The sequence below is a fragment of the Leeia sp. genome (assembly GCF_041909055.1).
In the GTDB taxonomy this organism is placed as follows: domain Bacteria; phylum Pseudomonadota; class Gammaproteobacteria; order Burkholderiales; family Leeiaceae; genus Leeia; species Leeia aquatica.
In genome coordinates this window covers 82310-102355 of the sequence record NZ_JAYREC010000002.1, presented here as the reverse complement: position 1 = coordinate 102355, position 20046 = coordinate 82310, and the positions used below count along the sequence as shown (strand labels likewise).

The following is a 20046-nucleotide window of genomic DNA, read 5'->3' as shown; positions in this document are numbered from 1 at the left end:
AGCGGGCTTAGCCTGCTGGAGATTGCATGACCCCCTCCCCGGTCATCCAGATGGATGATGGCCACGCCCATCCGGTGCGTAACATTTTCTGCATTGGTCGCAATTATGCCGCCCACGTGGCCGAGCTGGGCAACACCAGCTTCGGAGAACCGGTTGTGTTCATGAAACCATCGCATGCCCTGCTGCACGCGCCTGGCCCCATCCGCCTGCCTGCATACTCGCAAGACATCCATCATGAGGCCGAGCTGGTCCTGTATATTGGCCGCCAGCCCGACCCGGCACATCTGTTGCAGTCGATCACCGGCTACGGTCTGGGGCTGGACCTGACCGCGCGTGATCTGCAGAGCCATGCCAAGCAGCATGGCTTGCCGTGGACACTGGCAAAAGGCTTTCCCGGCTCGGCGTGTGTCTCCCGCTTCCGCCCCGCCGAACAGATCGAGGACTTGTCGGCGCTGAATTTCACCCTGCATGTGAACGATCAGTTGCGGCAGCACAGTGACCTGAGCCTGATGCTGTACCCGCTGGAAACCCAGCTACGCTTCCTGCTGGAACGTGTAGGGCTCGATGCCGGCGATCTGGTGTTCACCGGAACACCGGCGGGTGTCGCCGCCCTCCAGCCAGGCGATCAGCTGCAACTGGCCTTTACCAATGGCAGCCAGTCTGCCCGCTTCAGCGTGGAGGCCGCATGAAGGGTTGGCTGCTCGCCCTGTTGTTACTTGTCACGCTGCACGCCGGGGCCGAGTCTTACGATGACATGCTGCAAGGGGTGAAGAACGACTTCGCAGGGGATGTTTCCGAGCTGCTGGCGCGCGGTTTTGATGTGGATACCACGGATAATCAGGGCAATACCCTGCTGATCCTGGCTGCCAGCAATAGCGCAACCCGGGTCTTCCCCCTGCTGCTGGCGGCACACCCCAAGCTGAACCGCAAGAATCAGTTCGGTGAAACTGCGCTGATGATGGCGACGTACCGCAAGCAGACCGGCATGGTCAAAGCCTTGCTGGAAGCAGGTGCTGCAGTCAATCAGGAGGGCTGGGGCCCACTGCATTACGCCGCCAGTGCCGGACATCTGGAAGGCCTCCAGCTGATGCTGGAGGCTGGGGCAGACGTCAATGCCAAAGCTGCTGAGGGCAGCACACCGCTGATCATGGCGGCACGCGATGGCCACACCGAGGTGATTGCGCTGCTGCTGAAATACAAGGCCGACCCCAATGTGGTCAACGAAAGCGGCATGACCGCGCTGCGCTGGGCCATCCGGCGTGAGGATACCGACAATATGGAATTGCTGGTGGAGGCGGACGCACAGCAGTAAGGACTGCCCCACCGGTTTTTGATCCACCCGCAGCATGAAGGAGGTCATCATGAAGACGGCAGGACAATTGCTGGCAGAAAAACAGCGGCAAGCCATCTATAACGTCCCCCCACAGGCCACCATCTATGCCGCGCTGCAGCTGATGGCGGAGAAGGACATCGGTGCGGTGCTGGTGATGGATGAAGACAGCCTGGTGGGCATCTTTTCCGAGCGCGACTACGCCCGCAAGATCATCCTCAAGGGTAAAAATTCGACGGACACCCTGATTCAGGATGTGATGACCTCCCGTCTCTTCGTCGTCAGCCCGCACAGTACCATTTCCGAGTGCATGGCCTTGATGTCGGAAAAACGTATCCGCCATCTGCCGGTGGTTGAAGGCAGCCAGGTGATGGGCGTGCTGTCGATTACCGATCTGGTGCGTGAAACCATCCGAGCGCAGGATTTCGTGATCCAGCAGCTGGAACAGTACATCCACCAGTGACCGTCAGCCTGCCAGCTGGCGCGCCAGCTCCAGCGGCAGGTCTTCGGCAAGGTGATCGTAGACGACCCGGACCCGGCGGTTGCCCCGTATTTCACGGTGCACCGTCAGCCAGATCGGATAAGCCGGAATGCGGAGATTCGGCAGCACCGGCAGCAAATCCGGTGCCTTGCGCGCCATGTGGTCGCTGAGAAAACCGATTCCCATCCCACTGCAGACGGTAGCCCAGTACACCAGATAATCATCCGTCCGCAAAACAAAACGTTCGGATGGCACGTCCAGCCCCAGCAATTGCAGGCCGCGCTGGATGGTCGTCCCCTGATCCTCGCCCAGCAAGGCATGCGCCAGTAAATCCGGCAGCTGTTTCGGGGTACCACAACGCGCCAGATAATCACGATGGGCATAGGCCCCAATCCCGATTTCCGCGACCTTGCGTGCCACCAGTGAGGCCTGTGCCGGCTGCACCATGCGCAGCGCAATATCCGCCTCGCGTTGCAACAGATTATCCACGGTATTGCTGGCCACCAGCTCGATGCGGATGGATGGGTAACGCTCTCGTAAACGGCTTAGCACCGGTGGCAGCAACTGAAAGGCAACTGGTTGACTCGCCGTAATACGCACCACCCCCGGTAGCAGGGTGTCGCTGCCCGTCGCCGCCATATTCAGCTGAAACGCCCCTTCCGCCATACGCTCGGCATGTTCCGCCAGCTGCAATGCCATGGCGGTTGGCAACAAACCACGGCCCGTACGCTCAAACAGCGCCACCCCCAGTTGCTGCTCCAGCTCGCTGATATGCCGCCCCAGCGTAGGCTGACTGCTGCCCAGCTGTCGTGCGGCCCCAAGCAAGCTCCCCTGCTGCAATACCGCCAGAAACGAGGGAATCAATTGCCAGTCAAAGCGGGTTTTCATGTCAATTCATTCATTCATTTATGAATATCAGAATCATGATTGTAGCCAATTGTGGATATCCATGCCTTGCCGGACAATGGCTTCACACTCAACCCACCCGGAGCACAGCATGAAAAACGTTCTGATCCTCGGCGCCCGTGGCCGCTTTGCCAGTGCCGCACTCAAAGCCTTCGAGGCCGATGGCTGGCAAGTCACCGCCCTCACCCGTCCCGGCCGCCAACCGCAGCCGCAAGCCGGGGTGCGCTGGCTGGCGATGGACTTGCAAGACAGCCAAGGCATCGCCACCGCGGCAGGCCCGATAAACCTGGTGGTACACGGCCTCAGCCCGCGCTATACCGATGCAGGCTGGAAGCAGCACGCACTGCCGATGCTGGAAGCCAGCATCCGCATCACCGAGGCACTGGGCTGCACGCTGATGCTGCCGGGTACCGTCTACAACTATGGCAGCCAGCTGACCCCACAGCTGACGCCAGAACAAGACTTCCAGCCGGACCACTACAAAGCTCAGGTCCGGGTACACATGGAACACGCACTGAAAGTGGCGGTGCAAAAAGGTCAGATCCGGCAGGCTATCGTACTGCGGGCGGGCGATTTCTTTGGTGCCGACAGTGGTACCTGGCTGGACCTGGCCATCGCCAAAAGCCTGCACAGCGGAGTGATGCAATGGCCAGGGCCGCAAGACGTTGCTACACCATGGGCCTACCTGCCAGACCTGGCCGCCACGGCAGTACGGGTGGCCAACAAGCGCGATCAGCTCCCCGCCTTCAGCCGCCTGCACTTCGCTGGCCATCAGCAAACCGGCGCAGACTGGGCCAAGGTACTGCAAGCGATTGCGCAGCAGCATGGCTGGCTAGCACCGGGGCAAGCTCTCACCGTCAAGCGTTTGCCATGGTCCATCCTGCGCGTGGTCGGCTGGTTCAAGCCGGAAGTCGCCAGTCTGGTCAAAATCAACTACCTGTGGCGCACGCCACACGCGCTGGACAACCGTTCACTCGAAGCACTGATCGGCCCGGAACCCCATACCCCCTTCCCGCAAGCCGTCGCACAAGCCCTGCAGCAAGCCGGACTGCTGACGGCCCACACGGGTCATGCCGCCCTCGCGGCATGACCTACAGGCCCCCACATGACGCAGGCACGTCCCACCCCGGACAGGGTGTGATGTGCCACAAAGGCTTGCTGATGGCATGACCTCGCTCCAATGGTGGCACTCCCTCCGCGCAGGATTTAGCTGCATCCTCAAGTCAAAGAAACGGTAAAGCAGGCCTTAACTGAAGCTCAAGTCACACCGAAAATCCAAGCCCCGTGCCTTGATGCTGAAACAATGGCTGTGTAAGCTTCTGTCCGCGCTTAACAAGGCGCTTACACCATACAAAAACGCAGGAGCAGTTATTTTGAATCGTATCCGCAAGCCTTTTATCGCCGCCATGATCGTGCTGGCCTCGGCCACTGCCATGGCAGACACCTTCCAGTCCCGCTGGGAAGAGGTCACCGAGCCGCTGACGGTCAACGGCAATAGCCAGTTCACCATTGAAGACACCGGCGAAGGGTTTATCCGTATCAAGGAAAAATTCAGCAACAACTACCTGAACATTGAGACCGGCCCGCTCAAGAGCACCAACATCGCCCCGGGCTGGCACAGCGCCCAGTGGAAGATGATCCAGACCGGCGACGGCTGGGTCCGCCTGCAAAACCGCTGGAAGCCCAACCAGTACCTCCACGTTGAAACCGGCAGCGCCAAAGCCGGCCCGATCGAATCCGGCTGGTTCAGCGCACAGTGGAAGATCATCAAGTAAATGATGGTGCCAGACTGCCGGGCGCACCGCCGCGCCTCGGCAGTTTTCTGAGGCGGGTACCGCCAGCCTCAGCTCATCCCGCTGGCAGGGCTGCCTGATACAGCGCAACACAGTGCCTGACCTTGCCTTGCAGCGTAGACCGGTGGAGGTCCCCAAGTCGCGCGATCTGGGCCCTAAGCAGATCCTCAGGCAGCGCCCCCGGAAAACTGTCAGCCGTATCCCCCAGCGCGCAAACCTCAGCCAGCGCCTCTTTCGGCATGGCCTCCAAAATAGTCGCAGGGCAGGTCAACATCGCCTTCTGCAAAGTGCTGGCGTATGCCTGATGGGTCGTTGCGTTTGTGGTATCCCTCAACCGAAACACCAAGGACAAGGCTTGCCCCTCACACGTGGATGCCTGGTGCAGCAGGGGGATCATTTCATGGTCCCACCTTGCTACCAGCCGCGCATTGACCGAGTCTACGCCTGACTTTCGCCATTGTGCCTGCAGCGACGCGATGATGGCGGGGGTATTTGCGCCCTGACAGACGTTCACCGCAAGCACCAGCAGCATGGGTAGCCACTTAGGCCTCATTTCCGCCACCCTCCTGTACGGCGCCCATAGCCTGCCCACAGAATGGACAAAAGGCAACCCGCAAGACCACGCTTGTCAATACCTCCCCGGCACACGCTGCCTCCCCCACCCGTACATCCTGAGCAGAAGCCAAGGCTTGATACGTCATAAGCCCGCCCTGAGGCTCATGCAGCAACATCATCCGCATACAAGGCGTTTCATTCATCGCTGAAAGCGCATCACAGGTATGCTGGACAGCCACAGAAGCAATCAAGGCTGATACGCCTCATCCACCAGGCGCTGGCTCAGCCACCAGATGTTGCCGTGCGCATCACGCACGCCGCCTTGCCGGTCGCCATACGGCATGTCTTCTACGGCCATCTCCAGCGTGGCACCATGCTGCAGGGCGCGGCTCATGGCTTGGTCCGCATCGTCTACATAGAGGTAGTACGCCGCAGTCATAGGCGGATAGTGGGGAGTGGCTTCGCTGATCATCACGGAGGAAGTCCCCAGTCGGACCTGCGCATTGGCGATCTCGCCATTGGGGCGCATGCTGCGGCAGGTTTCCTTCCCACCGAGGCCCTGAATCAGGAAGCGAACAAAGGATTCCGCATCCCGCACGAAGAAGTAAGGGGTTACGGTATTGAAGCCCGGTGGAATCAACATACGGCTGCTCCTCTCATCTCAAGTCTGCAGGAATACTTTGCCAACCCTCATCATGAAAAAAGGGCCGCCGATATCGGGGCCCTTTTGGCAAACCGCATCATCAAGAAGCCATTACAGGTCGACCTTTTTCTTCGGTGCGCCGCTGTAGACGTAGCCTTGATAATAGTAGCCGTTCTGCTTGACCTTGGCTTCCGTAGCACCCTTCTCGAAGGTCGCATCGACCGGCTTGTCCCACCATACGGCGCGGCGCTCCAGGCGCTCGGCGGCTACTTGCGGGTTTTGTTCCAGATAGCGGTTGATGAAGTCGGTGAATTCGGATTGATACATGGTGGGCACCTGCTCATATTCAATGGCTGCATTATAGCGGTTTGGCTGCGGGCTGGACACCGCCAAAAAACACAACGCCACCCCGAGGGGTGGCGTCGCTTCGTGCTCAGCTGCAGTACAGATTTACTTCAGCATGCCCTTGGCCTTCAACACTTCCACCATGGTGCTGCCCAGTTCGGCCGGGCTGCGGGTGTAAGCGATGCCAGCCTTCTCGAAGGCAGCAAACTTCTCTTCTGCGGTGCCCTTGCCACCGGAGATGATGGCACCGGCATGGCCCATGCGCTTGCCCTTCGGGGCGGTCACACCGGCGATATAGCCCACGATCGGCTTGGTGACGTGTGCCTTGGCGTACTCGGCGGCTTCTTCTTCCGCAGAGCCACCGATTTCACCGATCATGATGATGGCGTCGGTGTCCGGATCATCCTGGAACAGGCGCAGCGCGTCGATGTGGCTGGTGCCCGGGATCGGGTCGCCGCCAATGCCGATGCAGGTGGATTGGCCCAGACCGGCAGCGGTGGTTTGTGCCACGGCTTCATAGGTCAGGGTGCCGGAGCGGGAGACGATGCCGATGCGGCCCGGCTTGTGGATGTGCCACGGCATGATGCCGATCTTGCACTCGCCCGGGGTGATGATGCCGGGGCAGTTCGGCCCGATCAGGCGTGCGCCGGAGCTTTCCACATAGCGCTTCACTTTCAGCATGTCCAGGGTCGGCACGCCTTCGGTAATGCACACCACCAGCTTCACGCCGGAATCCACGGCTTCGATGATGGAATCCATGGCAAACGCGGCCGGCACGTAGATCACCGAAGCATCGGCCTGGGTTTCACGCACGGCTTCCTTCATGGTGTTGAACACCGGCAGGCCCAGATGCTGGCTACCGCCCTTGCCCGGCGTCACGCCGCCAACCACCTTGGTGCCGACCTTCAGCGCCTGCTCGGCGTGGAAGGTACCGTTCTTGCCGGTGAAGCCTTGCACCAGAATCTTGGTGTCTTTATTGACCAAAACGCTCATTTGAATACCTTTCTAAACCGTTATGCCGGATTAAGCCTTGACCGCTGCAACCACCTTCTGGGCGGCGTCGGCCAGCCCTTGGGCAGAGGTCAGCTTGAGACCGGATTCGTCCAGAATCTTGGCACCCAGTTCGGCGTTGTTGCCTTCCAGACGCACCACCACCGGCACGGTCACGTTGACTTCCTTCACCGCCGCGATGATGGCTTCTGCGATCATGTCGCAACGTACGATGCCGCCGAAGATGTTGATCAGCACGCCTTGCACCGACGGATCCGCCAGGATCAGCTTGAAGGCTTCGATCACGCGTTCCTTGGTGGCGCCGCCGCCCACGTCCAGGAAGTTGGCCGGTTGGCCGCCGTACAGCTTGATGATGTCCATGGTGGCCATCGCCAGACCGGCACCGTTCACCATGCAGCCGATATTGCCTTCCAGCGCCACGTAGTTCAGTTCGAACTCGGAAGCCTTCAGTTCACGCTCGTTTTCCTGCGACTTGTCGCGGATGGAGGAGAGGTGCGGCAGGCGGAACAGCGCGTTGCTGTCGATGCCAACCTTGGCATCCACGCAGCACAGGCTGCCATCGCCACGGATGGCCAGCGGGTTGATTTCAAACAGGGCGAAGTCGTTTTCGACGAAAGCCTTGTAAGCACCGGTCATCAGCTTGGTGAACTGGCCGATCTGGTCGCCGGACAGGCCCAGCGCAAACGCCACATCGCGTGCCTGGAACGGCAGCAGGCCCACCAGCGGGTCCACCGTCACCTTCAGGATTTTTTCCGGGGTGTTGTGTGCCACTTCTTCGATCTCGACGCCACCTTCGGTCGAGGCCATGAAGGTCACGCGACGGCTGGAGCGGTCCACCACCGCGCCCAGGTACAGCTCGCGCTGCACCGGGTACATGTCTTCGCACACCAGCACCGAGTTCACCGGCTGGCCGTTGGCATCGGTCTGGTAGGTCACCAGGTTCTTGCCGATCAGGGTACGGGCTACGTCAGCGGCTTCTTCGCGCGACTTGACCACCTTCACGCCACCCGCCTTGCCACGGCCACCAGCGTGTACCTGCGCCTTGATCACGGCGAACTTGCCACCCAGCTTGTCAAATGCCGCAGCGGCTTCTTCGGCGTTGGTCGCCAGAACGCCTTGCTGTACCGGCAGGCCATACTTGGCCAGCAGTTCCTTGGCCTGATATTCATGCAGATTCATTACAGTTCCTTCAACGAGGGGGTTGGGGGTCCGGGGTGGGGGTAAGGGCCACCCCGGTCACAATCAGCCGTGCAGTGCCCGCTTGTCCACAGCCAGTGCGGCTTCGTGGAACACTTCGGACAGTGACGGGTGGGCATGGACGATACGGGCAATGTCTTCCGAGGCGGCGCTGAATTCCATCGCCATCACCGCTTCGGCCACCATTTCAGAGGCAAACGGGCCGATGATGTGGACACCCAGCACGCGGTCGGTCTTGGCATCGGCCAGCACCTTGACGAAGCCATCGGCGTGGCCAAGGCCCAGCGCGCGGCCATTGGCACCAAAGGTGGAACGACCAGCCTTGTACTCGACGCCTTCGGCTTTCAGTTGTTGCTCGGTCTTGCCGACCCAGGCAATTTCCGGGTTGGTGTAGATCACCCACGGGATGGTGTCGAAGTTGATATGGCCCTTCTGCCCGGCCAGCGTTTCGGCCAACGCCACGCCTTCATCCATCGCCTTGTGGGCCAGCATCGGGCCGCGCACCACGTCGCCAATGGCGTACACGTTCGGCAGGTTAGTAGTCCAGTGGTCGTCGATCTCCACCTGGCCGCGCTCGTTCAGCTTGAGGCCTACCTCTTCTGCGCCCAGGCCCACGGTATTCGGCACGCGGCCCACGGCCACGATCAGCTTGTCGAATTCCGCCTTCTGCGCTTCACCCTTGGCGTCGGTGTATTCCACGCTGACGCCCTTCTTGCCATTACTCACCTTGCCCAGCTTCACGCCAGTAGAAATCTGGATGCCCTGCTTGGCAAACAGCTTGGCGGCTTCCTTGGCCAGTGCTTCATCGGCCGCACCGAGGAAGGTCGGCATCGCTTCCAGAATGGTCACTTCCGAGCCGAGGCGACGCCAGACGCTGCCCATTTCCAGACCGATCACACCGGCGCCGATCACACCCAGACGCGCCGGGGTGCTGGCCAGGCTCAGCGCACCTTCGTTGTCGAGGATGTTGATGTTATCAACGGCAATCCCCGGAATCTGACGCGGGCTGGAGCCGGTGGCGATGATCACGCGGGTGGCACTCACCACCTCGACCTTGTCACCGTCCTTCACTTCCACTTGCCACAGCTCGCCATCGCGCTTGAGCAGGCGGCCGGTGCCCAGCAGGCTGGTGACCTTGTTCTTCTTGAACAGGAAGGATACCCCTGCGGTGAGCTTGTCGACGATCTTGTCCTTGCGGGCGATCATCTTCGGCACATCCATCTTGGCACCGTCAACGGTGATGCCGTGATCGGCAAAGTCGTGTTGCAGTTGGGCGTAGTTTTCCGAGGATTGCAGAAGCGCTTTGGAGGGGATGCAGCCCACGTTCAGGCAGGTACCGCCTAGGCTGGGCTTGCCTGCCTTGTTTTTCCAGGCGTCGATGCAGGCGACGTTGAAGCCGAGCTGGGCAGCACGGATGGCGGCAATGTAGCCGCCGGGGCCGCCGCCGATCACGACGATATCGAAGTTGTTTGCCATTTTCAGGTCTCGTTGGTTACAGGCAGCAGGTTCGGGGGGCTGCCTTGGTCTTCCACCATCCAGCCGGGGGCACGCCCCCGGCGCTGTACTTACAGGTCCAGCAGCAGACGGGCCGGGTCTTCCAGCACATCCTTCATCGCCACCAGCGACAGCACGGCTTCGCGGCCATCAATGATACGGTGGTCGTATGACAGCGCGAGGTACATCATCGGGCGCACCACCACCTGGCCATTTTCCACCACGGCACGCTCCTTGGTGGCGTGCATGCCGAGGATGGCGGATTGCGGCGGGTTGATGATCGGGGTGGACATCATCGAGCCGAAGGTGCCGCCGTTGGACACGGTGAAGGTGCCGCCTTGCAGTTCTTCCACCCCCAGCTTGCCTTCCTGGGCGCGCTTGCCGAAGTCGGCGATCTTCTTTTCGATGTCGGCCAGGCTCAGTTGGTCGCAATCACGCAGCACCGGCACCACCAGACCACGCGGGCTGCTCACTGCCACGCCGATGTCGAAGTAGCCGTGGTAGACGATGTCGGTACCGTCCACCGAGGCGTTGACGATCGGGAACTTCTTCAGCGCATGCACCGCTGCCTTGACGAAGAAGGACATGAAGCCCAGCTTCACGCCGTGGTCCTTCTCGAATTTTTCCTTGTACTTGTTGCGCAGGTCCATCACCGGCTTCATGTTCAGCTCATTGAAGGTGGTGAGGATAGCGGCGGTGGATTGCGACTGCACCAGACGCTCAGCCACGCGCTGACGCAGGCGGGACATCGGCACACGCTGTTCCGGACGGCCGGACAGGTCGGCAATCACCGCAGGGGCCGCAGGCGCAGCCGCTGCAGCGGGCTTGGCGGCAGCGGCCTGCACGTCTTCCTTCAGCACACGGCCACCGCGACCAGAGCCTTGTACGTTATCCAGGTTCACGCCGGTTTCTGCGGCCAGCTTCTTGGCGGACGGCATGGCGGCAGCGGTACTGGCGGCCGCAGGTGCTGCTGCCGGTGCAGCAGCAGCGGCAGCCGGGGCGGCTTCACCTTGCACGGCAGCGGTGTCGATCTGGGCAATCACTTCCTGGCTGCCACACACCGAACCATCACCCTTGATGATCTTGACCAGCTTGCCGGCCTGCGGTGCAGGCAGTTCCAGCACCACCTTGTCGGTTTCCACGTCGATCAGGTTTTCGTCACGGGCGACAAACTCGCCTTCTTTCTTGTGCCAGGCCAGCAGGGTGGCTTCAGACACGGACTCCGGCAGTTGCGGCACTTTTACATCGATGATCATGGGATGCATCCTTCTTTCAAAAGTGGACAAGGGTGGCGTACCGCCACCCTTCACCCGAACGTTATTTACCCAGCGTCATGGCCGTGTCGAGGAAGGCCTTCAGCTGTGCAGTATGCTTGCTCATATAGCCCACGGCAGGCGAAGCGGAGGAATCGCGACCGGCGTAAGACAGGGTCTGACGCGGCGACATGCAGGCTTCCAGCCGGTGGCGAATCTGGTGCCAGGCGCCCTGGTTGCGCGGCTCTTCCTGCACCCAGACCAGCTCCTTGGCGGCGCTGTACTGCGCCAGCTCGGCACGCAGCGCTTCGGTCGGGAACGGGTAGAGCTGCTCGACACGCACGATGGCGATGTCCTTGACGTTGCGCTCCTTGCGGGCGTTGACCAGGTCGTAATACACCTGACCGGAACACACCACCACGCGCTTCACCTTCTTGGCATCCAGACCGCCCTGGTCGCCGATCACGGTGTGGAATTCACCCTTGCTCAGCTGTTCGATCGGGGTCATGGCGTCCTTGTAGCGCAGCAGGCGCTTGGACAGCATGATCACCAGCGGCTTACGGTACGGACGCAGCATCTGGCGACGCAACAGGTGGAACATCTGGCCGGCTTCGGACGGCATGATGACCTGGATATTGTGCTCGGCGCACAGCTGCAGGTAACGTTCGACACGGGCGGAGGAGTGCTCCGGACCCTGACCATCGTAGCCATGCGGCAGGATCATGGTCAGGCCGCACAGACGGCCCCACTTGGTTTCGCCGGAGGTAATGAACTGGTCGATCACCACTTGCGCGCCGTTGGCAAAGTCGCCGAACTGCGCTTCCCAGATCACCAGCTCATCCGGTGCGGAGCAGGCATAGCCATATTCAAAGGCCAGCACCGCTTCTTCGTTGAGGATAGAGTCAATCACCAGGAAATGCGCCTGGTTCTCGGAGAGGTTACGCAGCGGCACAAAGCTGCCGGTATCCCACTTTTCGCGGTTCTGGTCATGCACCACCGCGTGACGGTGGCTGAAGGTGCCACGGCCCGAATCTTCACCGGACAGGCGCACACCGTAGCCGGACTCCAGCAGCGAGGCATAGGCCAGCGTTTCAGCCATGCCCCAGTCCACCGGCAGCTCGCCGTTGACCATTGCCTTGCGGTCGTTCAGCAGCTTTTCGACGGTACGATGCAGCTTGAAGCCTTCCGGCATGCGGGTCAGCTTCTCGGTCAGGCGCTTGAGGTCTGCCGCGGGCACCGTGGTGTCGGTCGGGTGCGCCCAGTGGGTACCGAAATATTGCGAGAAGTCGATGGCAAACGCGCGCTGGAAACCGGTGAGCGAGGTCTGCTCGACATGCTCGCCCTTGTCCAGTGCAGCGCGGTAGGCGGCGATCAGCGCGTCGCCCTCGTCTGCTGCAATCACCCCTTCGGCCGCCAGCTTGTCGGCAAACAGCTTGCGGGTGCCGGGGTGCTTGGAGATCTTCTTGTACATCATCGGCTGGGTCAGATACGGGTCGTCCGACTCGTTGTGACCGTGGCGGCGGAAGCACACCAGATCAATCACCACGTCCTTGCCGAAGGCGGCGCGGTATTCCAGCGCAGCCTGGGTGACCAGCACCACCGCTTCCGGATCGTCACCATTCACGTGGAACACCGGGGCTTCGATCATCTTGGCGATGTCGGTGCAATACAGCGTGGAGCGGGTATCGCGGGTGTCCGAGGTGGTGAAGCCCACCTGGTTGTTGATGACGATGTGTACCGTGCCACCGGTGCCGTAGCCCCGGGTTTGCGACAGGTTGAAGGTACCTTGGTTGGTGCCAAGGCCGATGAAGGCGGAGTCACCATGCAGCAGCACCGGCAACACCTGTGCGCCGGTCCGGTCGCCACGGCGTTGCTGGCGGGCACGCACCGAGCCTTCCACCACCGGGTTGACGATTTCCAGGTGCGAGGGGTTGAACGCCAGCGACAGGTGGATCGGGCCGCCCGGGGTCGGGATGTCGGCCGAGAAGCCCATGTGGTACTTCACGTCACCCGACGGCAGCTCGGTGGTCGGGCGACCTTCAAATTCGGAGAACAGGTCCTTCGGTGCTTTGCCGAGGGTGTTGACCAGCACGTTCAGGCGGCCACGGTGGGCCATGCCGATCACCATTTCCTGCACGCCACGGCTGCCTGCGCCCTGGATCAGCTCGTCCAGTGAGGCAATCAGCGATTCGCCCCCTTCCAGCGAGAAGCGCTTTTGGCCTACGTACTTGGTATGCAGGTACTTTTCCAGCGTTTCTGCAGCCGTGATCTGCTTGAGGATGCGGCGGCGCTGCTCAGCGCCGAAACGCGGGGTGGAAGCGCGCGACTCGAACCACTCCTGCACCCATTTCTTGCGGGCGCTGTCAGTGATGTGCATGTATTCGAGGCCGACGCTGCCGGTATAGGTCTGGCGCAGCTTGCCGAGGATGTCGGACAGCTTGGCCTGGGTGTGCCCCATCAGCGAGCCGCCGTGGAAGGTCAGGTTCAGGTCTGCGTCGGACAGGCCGTGGTGCGACAGCTCCAGCTCCTTGATCCGCTCGCGGTCAAAGCGCTGCAGCGGGTCCAGCTTGGCATGGCGGCTGCCGAGGATACGATAGGCCGAGATCAGGCGCAGCACCTGCAGTTGCTTTTCCGAGGCGGCCGGATCGGCACTGCCGCTGGCGACACGCGGGCGTTTGACCAGCTCGACGAAGGACTGTTGCACCGGGGCATGCGCCACATCGCGCTCGCCCGGCTGGTTGCGTTGCCAGCCATCGAACAGGCCGCGCCAGTGGTCATCGACACTGTCCGGGTCTGCCAGGTATTGCTCGTACAGCTCTTCCACGAACGGCGCATTGCTGCCGAACAGGTGGGAGCTGTCCCAGTGGTGTTGCATCTCGTTTGACATCGTATCCATCACTTGAGGTCAGGGGGTTACCGCCGCCGGCGCGCCAGTGGCAAGGCGGCGCTTCCTTGCGAAAGCGCCGCCTGCTGCATCAACGCTGGTCCAGCGACACGTAGTCACGTCGCGCTGCGCCGGTGTACAGCTGGCGCGGGCGACCAATCTTCAGGCCCGGATCGGCAATCATTTCGGCCCAGTGCGAGATCCAGCCGACCGTGCGCGACAACGCAAAGATCGGGGTGAACATGGACACCGGGATACCCAGTGCCGCCAGCACGATGCCGGAGTAGAAATCGACGTTCGGGTACAGCTTCTTGCTGATGAAGTACTCGTCTTCCAGCGCCAGTTTTTCCAGCGCCATGGCCAGCTTGAACAACTTGTGGTCGTGCAGGCCGAGTTCGTTCAGCACTTCGTGGCAAGTTTCGCGCATGATCTTGGCGCGCGGGTCCATATTCTTGTACACGCGGTGGCCAAAGCCCATCAGCTTGAAGCCGTCGTTCTTGTCCTTGGCGCGGGCGATGAATTCCGGAATGCGGGCTTCGTCGCCGATTTCGTTCAGCATCTTCAGCACGGCCTCGTTGGCACCACCGTGTGCCGGGCCCCACAGGCAGGCGATACCGGCAGCAATGCAGGCAAACGGGTTGGCACCGGAGGAGCCGGACAGGCGCACAGTGGAGGTGGAAGCGTTCTGCTCATGGTCGGCATGCAGCGTGAAAATACGGTCCATGGCACGGGCGGCCACCGGGTTCACCTTGTATTCGGCCACCGGGGTGGAGAACATCATGTGCAGGAAGTTCTCGGCGTAGGTCAGGCCGGCCTTCGGGTAGGAGAACGGCAGGCCCTTGTTGTAGCGGTAGGCTTGCGCGGCAATGGTCGGCAGCTTGGCGATCAGGCGGAAGGCCGAAATCTCGCGGTGGCGCTCGTCATTGATGTCCAGCGAATCATGGTAGAAGGCGGACAGTGCGCCCACCACCCCCACCATCACCGCCATCGGGTGCGCATCACGGCGGAAGCCCTTGAAGAAGGACATGATCTGGTCGTGCAGCATGTTGTGGCGCATCACCAGATGGTCGAACTCCTGCTTCTGCGCTGCGGTCGGCAGCTCGCCGTTCAGCAGCAGGTAGCAGACTTCGAGGTAGTCGCTCTTCTCGGCCAGTTGCTCGATCGGGTAGCCACGGTAGTACAGCAGGCCCTGGTCACCGTCGATGAAGGTGATCTTGGACTCGCAGCTGGCGGTGGCCAGGAAGCCGGGGTCGTAGGTAAACATGCCGGTCTTGCCCAGCGTGCGGATATCCACCACGTCCGGACCCAAGGTGCCTTTGAGGACCGGCAGGTCGATGCTCTGACCGTCGCCGTAATTCAGTTTCACACTGCCGTTTTCCATGTTCTGCTCCACTGGGACGCTCGACCGGGCCACTTCGCCCGGTGAACGAGGTTATCGACTGTTCGGGTAGCCCCGTTTTGTTATAGTGTGTCTGCCGGTAGTCCGTTTTTGCCGGGCCGCCGGTATCTCTCCGTCCGTCCCCCCGGTCGATCAGCCGGGGCTTGCTGCGGTTGCTGCGGTCAGGCGTTGCGCAACCGTTCGATGACCGGCAACCAATGTTCCACATCGGTGTCGGCCCGGCGATTGACCATGTCCAGCAAATCATTGTCGGGCAGCAGCAAAATCTCCTGATAGGCCATCTGCTGCTCGGCGGGCAGGGTATGCCACTGCTGGGCGAGGAAGCGGTCCAGGATCAGGTCCAGTTCCAGCAGCCCGCGGCGTGAACGCCAGCGTATGCGGTCAAAATCGCTCATCTGTGCTTCTTTATGGATGGCAAGTCGGGTTTGTGCCAGTGGCCTTGCGGCCACCGGGCATCAGACCGCGCGCTTGACCATCATTTCCTTGATCTTGCCGATGGCGAAGGTCGGGTTCAGCTCCTTCGGACAGACATCGACACAGTTCATGATGGTGTGGCAACGGAACAGGCGGTACGGGTCTTCCAGATTGTCCAGACGCTCGTTACCGGCCTGATCGCGGCTGTCGGCCAGGAAGCGGTAGGCGGCCAGCAGGCCCGCCGGGCCGACAAACTTGTCCGGGTTCCACCAGAACGACGGGCAGGAGGTGGAGCAGCAGGCGCACAAAATGCACTCATACAGGCCGTTCAGCTTGTCGCGCTCTTCCGGCGATTGCAGACGCTCTTTCTCCGGCACCGGATCGTTGTTGATCAGGTAAGGCTTGATCGAGTTGTACTGCTTGAAGAACTGGGTCATGTCCACGATCAGGTCGCGGATCACCGGCAGCCCCGGCAGCGGGCGCAGCTCGATCGGTTGCTTCAGCGTGTCCACATCGGTAATACAGGCCAGCCCGTTGCGACCGTTGATGTTCATGGCGTCGGAGCCACACACGCCTTCACGGCAGGAACGGCGGAAGCTCAGGGTATCGTCCTGAATCTTCAGCTTGACGATGGCGTCGAGCAGTTTCTTCTCGATGTCGTCCAGCTCAACCGTCATGTCCTGCATGTAGGGTTGCTGATCCTTGTCCGGATCGTAGCGGTAAATGCGGAATTGAATGGTGCGGGTAGTCATCAGCACGCCCTTTTAGTAGGAACGGGTTTGCAGTTCGATGGTGTCAACGGTCAGCGGCTTCATGTTGACCGGCTTGTATTCCAGGCGGTTGCCATCACGGAACCACAGGGTGTGCTTCAGCCAGTTCGTGTCATCGCGACCATTCGGCGTTTCCGGCGTATCGGCCGCATCATCACGAACGTGGGCACCGCGCGATTCGGTACGCGCATTGGCCGAGATCATGGTGGACTTGGCCACTTCGATCAGGTTGTCCAGTTCCAGTGCTTCGATACGGGCGGTGTTGAACACCTTGGAGCTGTCGTGGATCTGGGTCTGCAGCACCATCTGCTCCACTTCCAGAATCTTCTCCACGCCTTCGGCCAGCTTGTCCTTGAAGCGGAACACGCCGCAGTGGGCCTGCATGGTCTTTTGCATGGCAGCACGAGCGTCGTTCACTTCCACGCCATTCTTCTGGCTATTCAGCCGTTCAACGCGCGCCACGGCACGGTCGATCTCGCTTTGCGGCAGCGGCGGCAGCGATTTCACTTCACTACGCACGTAGTCGATCAGCGAGTTGCCCGCGCTCTTGCCGAACACCAGCAAGTCCAGCAGCGAGTTGGTACCCAGACGGTTGGCGCCGTGCACCGAGGCACAGGCCACTTCACCGGCGGCATAGAAGCCCGGCACCACGGCACCGTTCACCACCACTTCGCCACGATAGTTGGTCGGCACGCCGCCCATCTGGTAGTGGCAGGTCGGCACCACCGGAATCGGCGCCTTGATCGGGTCGACACCAGCGAACTTGATGGAGATTTCACGGATGCCCGGCAGCTTGGACTTGATCACTTCCGGGTCAAGGTGGGTGATGTCCAGCAGCACGTGGTCCTTGCCGGAGCCACAGCCACGGCCTTCGGTGATTTCGGTCACCATGGCGCGCGACACCACGTCACGCGAGGCCAGATCCTTGGCGGACGGCGCATAGCGCTCCATGAAGCGCTCGCCGGCTGCATTACGCAGAATGCCGCCTTCGCCACGCACGCCTTCGGTAATCAGCACCCCGGCACCGGCCACGCCGGTCGGGTGGAATTGCCAGAACTCCATGTCTTCCAGCGGAATGCCGGCACGGGCCGCCATGCCGAGGCCGTCACCAGTATTGATGAAGGCGTTGGTAGAACTCTGGAAGATACGACCGGCACCGCCGGTGGCAAACAGGGTGGCCTTGGCCTGGAACACCACGATTTCCGAGGTTTCCATTTCCATGGCGATCACGCCCAGCACCTTGCCTTCGCTGTCGCGGATCATGTCCAGCGCCATCCACTCGACGAAGAACTGGGCATTGGCGCGCACATTGCGCTGATACAGGGCATGCAGCATGGCGTGGCCAGTACGGTCAGCCGCCGCACAGGCGCGGCGCACCGGGGCACCCTTGCCGAAATTGGAGATATGGCCGCCAAACGGGCGCTGATAGATGGTGCCGTCCGGGTTACGGTCAAACGGCATGCCGAAGTGCTCCAGCTCCACCACCACCTTCGGTGCTTCGCGGCACATGAATTCAATGGCATCCTGATCGCCCAGCCAGTCCGACCCCTTCACGGTGTCGTACATATGCCAGTGCCAGTGATCCGGCTCGGAGTTGCCCAGCGAGGCGGACACCCCGCCCTGCGCCGCCACAGTATGCGAGCGGGTGGGGAACACCTTGGACAGCACGGCCACCTTCATCCCGGCTTCGGCCAGCTGCAGCGAGGCGCGCATGCCTGCGCCACCGGCGCCGACGATGACTGCATCAAATGTTCTTACCGGCAGGGCCATTTATACACTCCACAGAATATTGATGCCGTACACCAGCGCGGCCACCAGCCACACCACGGTCAGTACATGCAGGGTCAGGCGCACGCCGACCGGTTTGACGTAATCCATCCACAGGTCACGGATGCCCACCCAGGCGTGCAGCAGCAGCGCGATATAGGTCACCAGCGTGAACACCTTCACCGAGGTGTGGGCAAACAGGTTGCGCCAGCCCTCATGGGTATGCGGAATCGACAGCAGCAACACCACCAGCGCGATGGTGTAGACGATCATCAGCACCGCTGTGGCGCGCTGCATGATCCAGTCACGCAGGCCATAGTGTGCGCCCACCAGAATCTTGTCCTTGCTCATGACAGCAACACTCCTCCCAACACGGCGGTCAGCACCAGGCTGATCACCAGCACCGCCTTGGCGGTCGTACGTGCGGTATGCAACTGGATGCCCTTGTGCAGGTCCAGCGCCAGAAAGCGGATACCGGCACACAGGTGATGCATGAACGCCCAGATGAAGCCCAGCATCACCAGCTTGACCAGCGGATGGGTCAGAAACTGCTTACAGGAGGCATAGACTTCGGGGGAGCTGAGCGAGAGTTGCAGCAGGTAGAGCAGGAAGGGCAAACCGAGGAACATGGCCACACCGCTGACGCGATGCAGGATCGACACCTTGCCCGGCCACGGTAGCCGGATCTTGGTCAGGTCGAGGTGCTTGGGACGCACTTTTTGCATTATCACGATTCCTGATGCGGCACTGCACCGAAGCACCGGTTGCAGCGCCGGATTGACGCTTGACCGTGACGGCACCGCCGCCACAATCGCCATCGCAGTACCGCCGCCCGCCCCGCAAGGCTGGCAACCGTACAACATGCTGATTTTAGCAAAAAATTTAGCCCACTACCGACCGACTACAGCCTGCAAGCGACATTTTCTTGCAACGCAACAGCGCGCACACCCTTCTAGAGCCGGCGATACTGCACCAGACGGCTATCCAGCCACATCCGCCGCCACTCCACCGGCAAGCCCCCCAGATCACACGCCCGCCGCATCACCCGCAGCAAAGGGCTGTGCTCTGGAAAGCGCAACCACGGCTCCTCATCCGCCGGGGCTGCCACAAACCATTCCTGCACCCCGCCCACCCGCACGCCAAACTCGGCGGCGTACAGGCGATACATCTGACCGGCGTACTGCTTGATCAGGCGCGGCTCCAGCCGGTCGAAGCGCTCGGCATCCAGCACCGACTCCTCATACCCCACCATCCGCCCCGCCACCCGCAGCTGCCGCCGCACCAGGCGCACCGGCGCATTACGGCGCAACTGCAGCATGTCCGACGCCCGCTCGCTGGCCACACCGCGGCCACAACTCAGCAGCTCCGGCTCCACCCGCTCCGGCGCGGCCAGGCCATCACTACCACTGGCGCACAGCGCAGACCACTGCCATTCATCCGGCCACGCCGCCACAAAGGTACCTACCCCCTGTCGGCGCAGCAGCAAGCCTTCTGCCACCAGCGCATCCAGCGCCTTGCGCACCGTGCCCTGGCTCACCTGAAAACGGTCCGCCAGCGTGTACTCGCTCGGCAGCGATTCATCCGCCAGCCACTCGCCTGCAGACACCGCCTCCATCAGGTAGCGCTTCACCTGCAGATACAAAGGCTGAAAAACCGGACGTGGTGAACTCATACTGGCTGCCTTTTTACCATTGCCCCCTCCCCCTGTCCATACATGTCTTATATAAGACACATGACTTGATCAAGGTCAAGCACAAATCCACCTCATCTGCTATCGTCAAAAAACCGTGTGCCGTGCTACACT

At 61.4% G+C, this 20046-nt stretch carries 21 protein-coding genes; 5 read left to right on the top strand and 16 right to left on the bottom strand.

From position 1 onward, the window contains the following. Positions 1–26 precede the first annotated feature (26 nt). The 3 genes from ACE3O2_RS06175 to ACE3O2_RS06165 are packed head-to-tail and all read left to right on the top strand — an operon-like array spanning position 27 to position 1793. Positions 27–689 carry a fumarylacetoacetate hydrolase family protein gene (locus ACE3O2_RS06175; RefSeq protein ID WP_374335776.1) on the top strand — a complete coding sequence of 221 codons (663 nt, stop codon included), beginning with the start codon at positions 27–29 and terminating at the stop codon, positions 687–689. After that, entirely contained in the window at positions 686–1312 is a 627-nt protein-coding gene (locus tag ACE3O2_RS06170) for an ankyrin repeat domain-containing protein (RefSeq protein WP_374335774.1), read from the top strand. Before ACE3O2_RS06175 ends, ACE3O2_RS06170 begins: the two co-directional genes overlap by 4 nt. Before the next feature lie 49 nt (positions 1313–1361). Continuing rightward, complete coding sequence (locus ACE3O2_RS06165) at positions 1362–1793, top strand: CBS domain-containing protein (RefSeq protein WP_374335772.1); 432 nt, start codon at positions 1362–1364, stop codon at positions 1791–1793. A 3-nt stretch (positions 1794–1796) separates the two neighbouring features. Here ACE3O2_RS06165 and ACE3O2_RS06160 read toward each other — a convergent pair whose 3' ends face one another. After that, positions 1797–2699 carry a LysR family transcriptional regulator gene (locus ACE3O2_RS06160; RefSeq protein ID WP_374335769.1) on the bottom strand — a complete coding sequence of 301 codons (903 nt, stop codon included), beginning with the start codon at positions 2697–2699 and terminating at the stop codon, positions 1797–1799. Between the two features lie 109 nt (positions 2700–2808). Here ACE3O2_RS06160 and ACE3O2_RS06155 point away from each other — a divergent pair, with 109 nt between their 5' ends. Beyond that, positions 2809–3807 (top strand): NAD-dependent epimerase/dehydratase family protein, encoded by a 999-nt coding sequence (locus tag ACE3O2_RS06155; RefSeq protein ID WP_374335767.1) that lies wholly within the window; start codon positions 2809–2811, stop codon positions 3805–3807. 283 nt (positions 3808–4090) lie between these two features. Then, positions 4091–4492, top strand: a complete 402-nt coding sequence (locus tag ACE3O2_RS06150) for an RICIN domain-containing protein (RefSeq protein WP_374335765.1) — start codon at positions 4091–4093, stop codon at positions 4490–4492. Positions 4493–4565: 73 nt separating this feature from the next. Here the strand turns inward: ACE3O2_RS06150 and ACE3O2_RS06145 are convergent, their stop codons facing one another. From ACE3O2_RS06145 to ACE3O2_RS06075, 15 genes are all read right to left on the bottom strand, one after another. Beyond that, positions 4566–5042: a hypothetical protein gene (locus tag ACE3O2_RS06145; RefSeq protein ID WP_374335763.1), complete on the bottom strand. Its 477-nt coding sequence runs from the start codon at positions 5040–5042 to the stop codon at positions 4566–4568. 270 nt (positions 5043–5312) lie between these two features. Then, entirely contained in the window at positions 5313–5708 is a 396-nt protein-coding gene (locus ACE3O2_RS06140) for a VOC family protein (protein ID WP_374335761.1), read from the bottom strand. Between the two features lie 111 nt (positions 5709–5819). After that, a complete protein-coding gene (locus ACE3O2_RS06135; RefSeq protein WP_374335758.1) occupies positions 5820–6035 on the bottom strand; it encodes a DUF3460 family protein in 216 nt (71 codons plus the stop codon). A gap of 123 nt (positions 6036–6158) precedes the next feature. Next, positions 6159–7046, bottom strand: a complete 888-nt coding sequence (sucD, locus tag ACE3O2_RS06130) for a succinate--CoA ligase subunit alpha (RefSeq protein ID WP_374335756.1) — start codon at positions 7044–7046, stop codon at positions 6159–6161. 30 nt (positions 7047–7076) lie between these two features. After that, positions 7077–8243, bottom strand: a complete 1167-nt coding sequence (sucC, locus tag ACE3O2_RS06125) for an ADP-forming succinate--CoA ligase subunit beta (protein WP_168877315.1) — start codon at positions 8241–8243, stop codon at positions 7077–7079. 63 nt (positions 8244–8306) lie between these two features. Beyond that, on the bottom strand, positions 8307–9737 hold the full coding sequence (gene lpdA, locus ACE3O2_RS06120; protein WP_374335754.1) for a dihydrolipoyl dehydrogenase: 1431 nt from the start codon (positions 9735–9737) through the stop codon (positions 8307–8309). Between the two features lie 89 nt (positions 9738–9826). Continuing rightward, complete coding sequence (gene odhB / locus ACE3O2_RS06115; protein ID WP_374335751.1) at positions 9827–11011, bottom strand: 2-oxoglutarate dehydrogenase complex dihydrolipoyllysine-residue succinyltransferase; 1185 nt, start codon at positions 11009–11011, stop codon at positions 9827–9829. A gap of 61 nt (positions 11012–11072) precedes the next feature. Continuing rightward, complete coding sequence (locus tag ACE3O2_RS06110) at positions 11073–13904, bottom strand: 2-oxoglutarate dehydrogenase E1 component (protein WP_374335749.1); 2832 nt, start codon at positions 13902–13904, stop codon at positions 11073–11075. 79 nt (positions 13905–13983) lie between these two features. Then, a complete protein-coding gene (gene gltA / locus ACE3O2_RS06105; RefSeq protein ID WP_374335747.1) occupies positions 13984–15273 on the bottom strand; it encodes a citrate synthase in 1290 nt (429 codons plus the stop codon). Between the two features lie 179 nt (positions 15274–15452). Continuing rightward, entirely contained in the window at positions 15453–15686 is a 234-nt protein-coding gene (locus tag ACE3O2_RS06100) for a succinate dehydrogenase assembly factor 2 (RefSeq protein ID WP_168877319.1), read from the bottom strand. Between the two features lie 60 nt (positions 15687–15746). Then, positions 15747–16457, bottom strand: a complete 711-nt coding sequence (locus ACE3O2_RS06095) for a succinate dehydrogenase iron-sulfur subunit (RefSeq protein WP_374335745.1) — start codon at positions 16455–16457, stop codon at positions 15747–15749. A 12-nt stretch (positions 16458–16469) separates the two neighbouring features. Continuing rightward, positions 16470–18245: a succinate dehydrogenase flavoprotein subunit gene (gene sdhA / locus ACE3O2_RS06090; RefSeq protein WP_374335743.1), complete on the bottom strand. Its 1776-nt coding sequence runs from the start codon at positions 18243–18245 to the stop codon at positions 16470–16472. Further along, entirely contained in the window at positions 18246–18593 is a 348-nt protein-coding gene (gene sdhD / locus ACE3O2_RS06085; RefSeq protein ID WP_205882029.1) for a succinate dehydrogenase, hydrophobic membrane anchor protein, read from the bottom strand. Further along, positions 18590–18967, bottom strand: coding sequence for a succinate dehydrogenase, cytochrome b556 subunit (gene sdhC, locus ACE3O2_RS06080; RefSeq protein ID WP_374335740.1), 378 nt, complete (start codon positions 18965–18967; stop codon positions 18590–18592). The genes sdhD and sdhC overlap by 4 nt, the downstream gene beginning before the upstream one ends. 227 nt (positions 18968–19194) lie before the next feature. Further along, positions 19195–19914, bottom strand: a complete 720-nt coding sequence (locus tag ACE3O2_RS06075; RefSeq protein WP_374335738.1) for a GntR family transcriptional regulator — start codon at positions 19912–19914, stop codon at positions 19195–19197. Between the last annotated feature and the right edge of the window lie 132 nt (positions 19915–20046).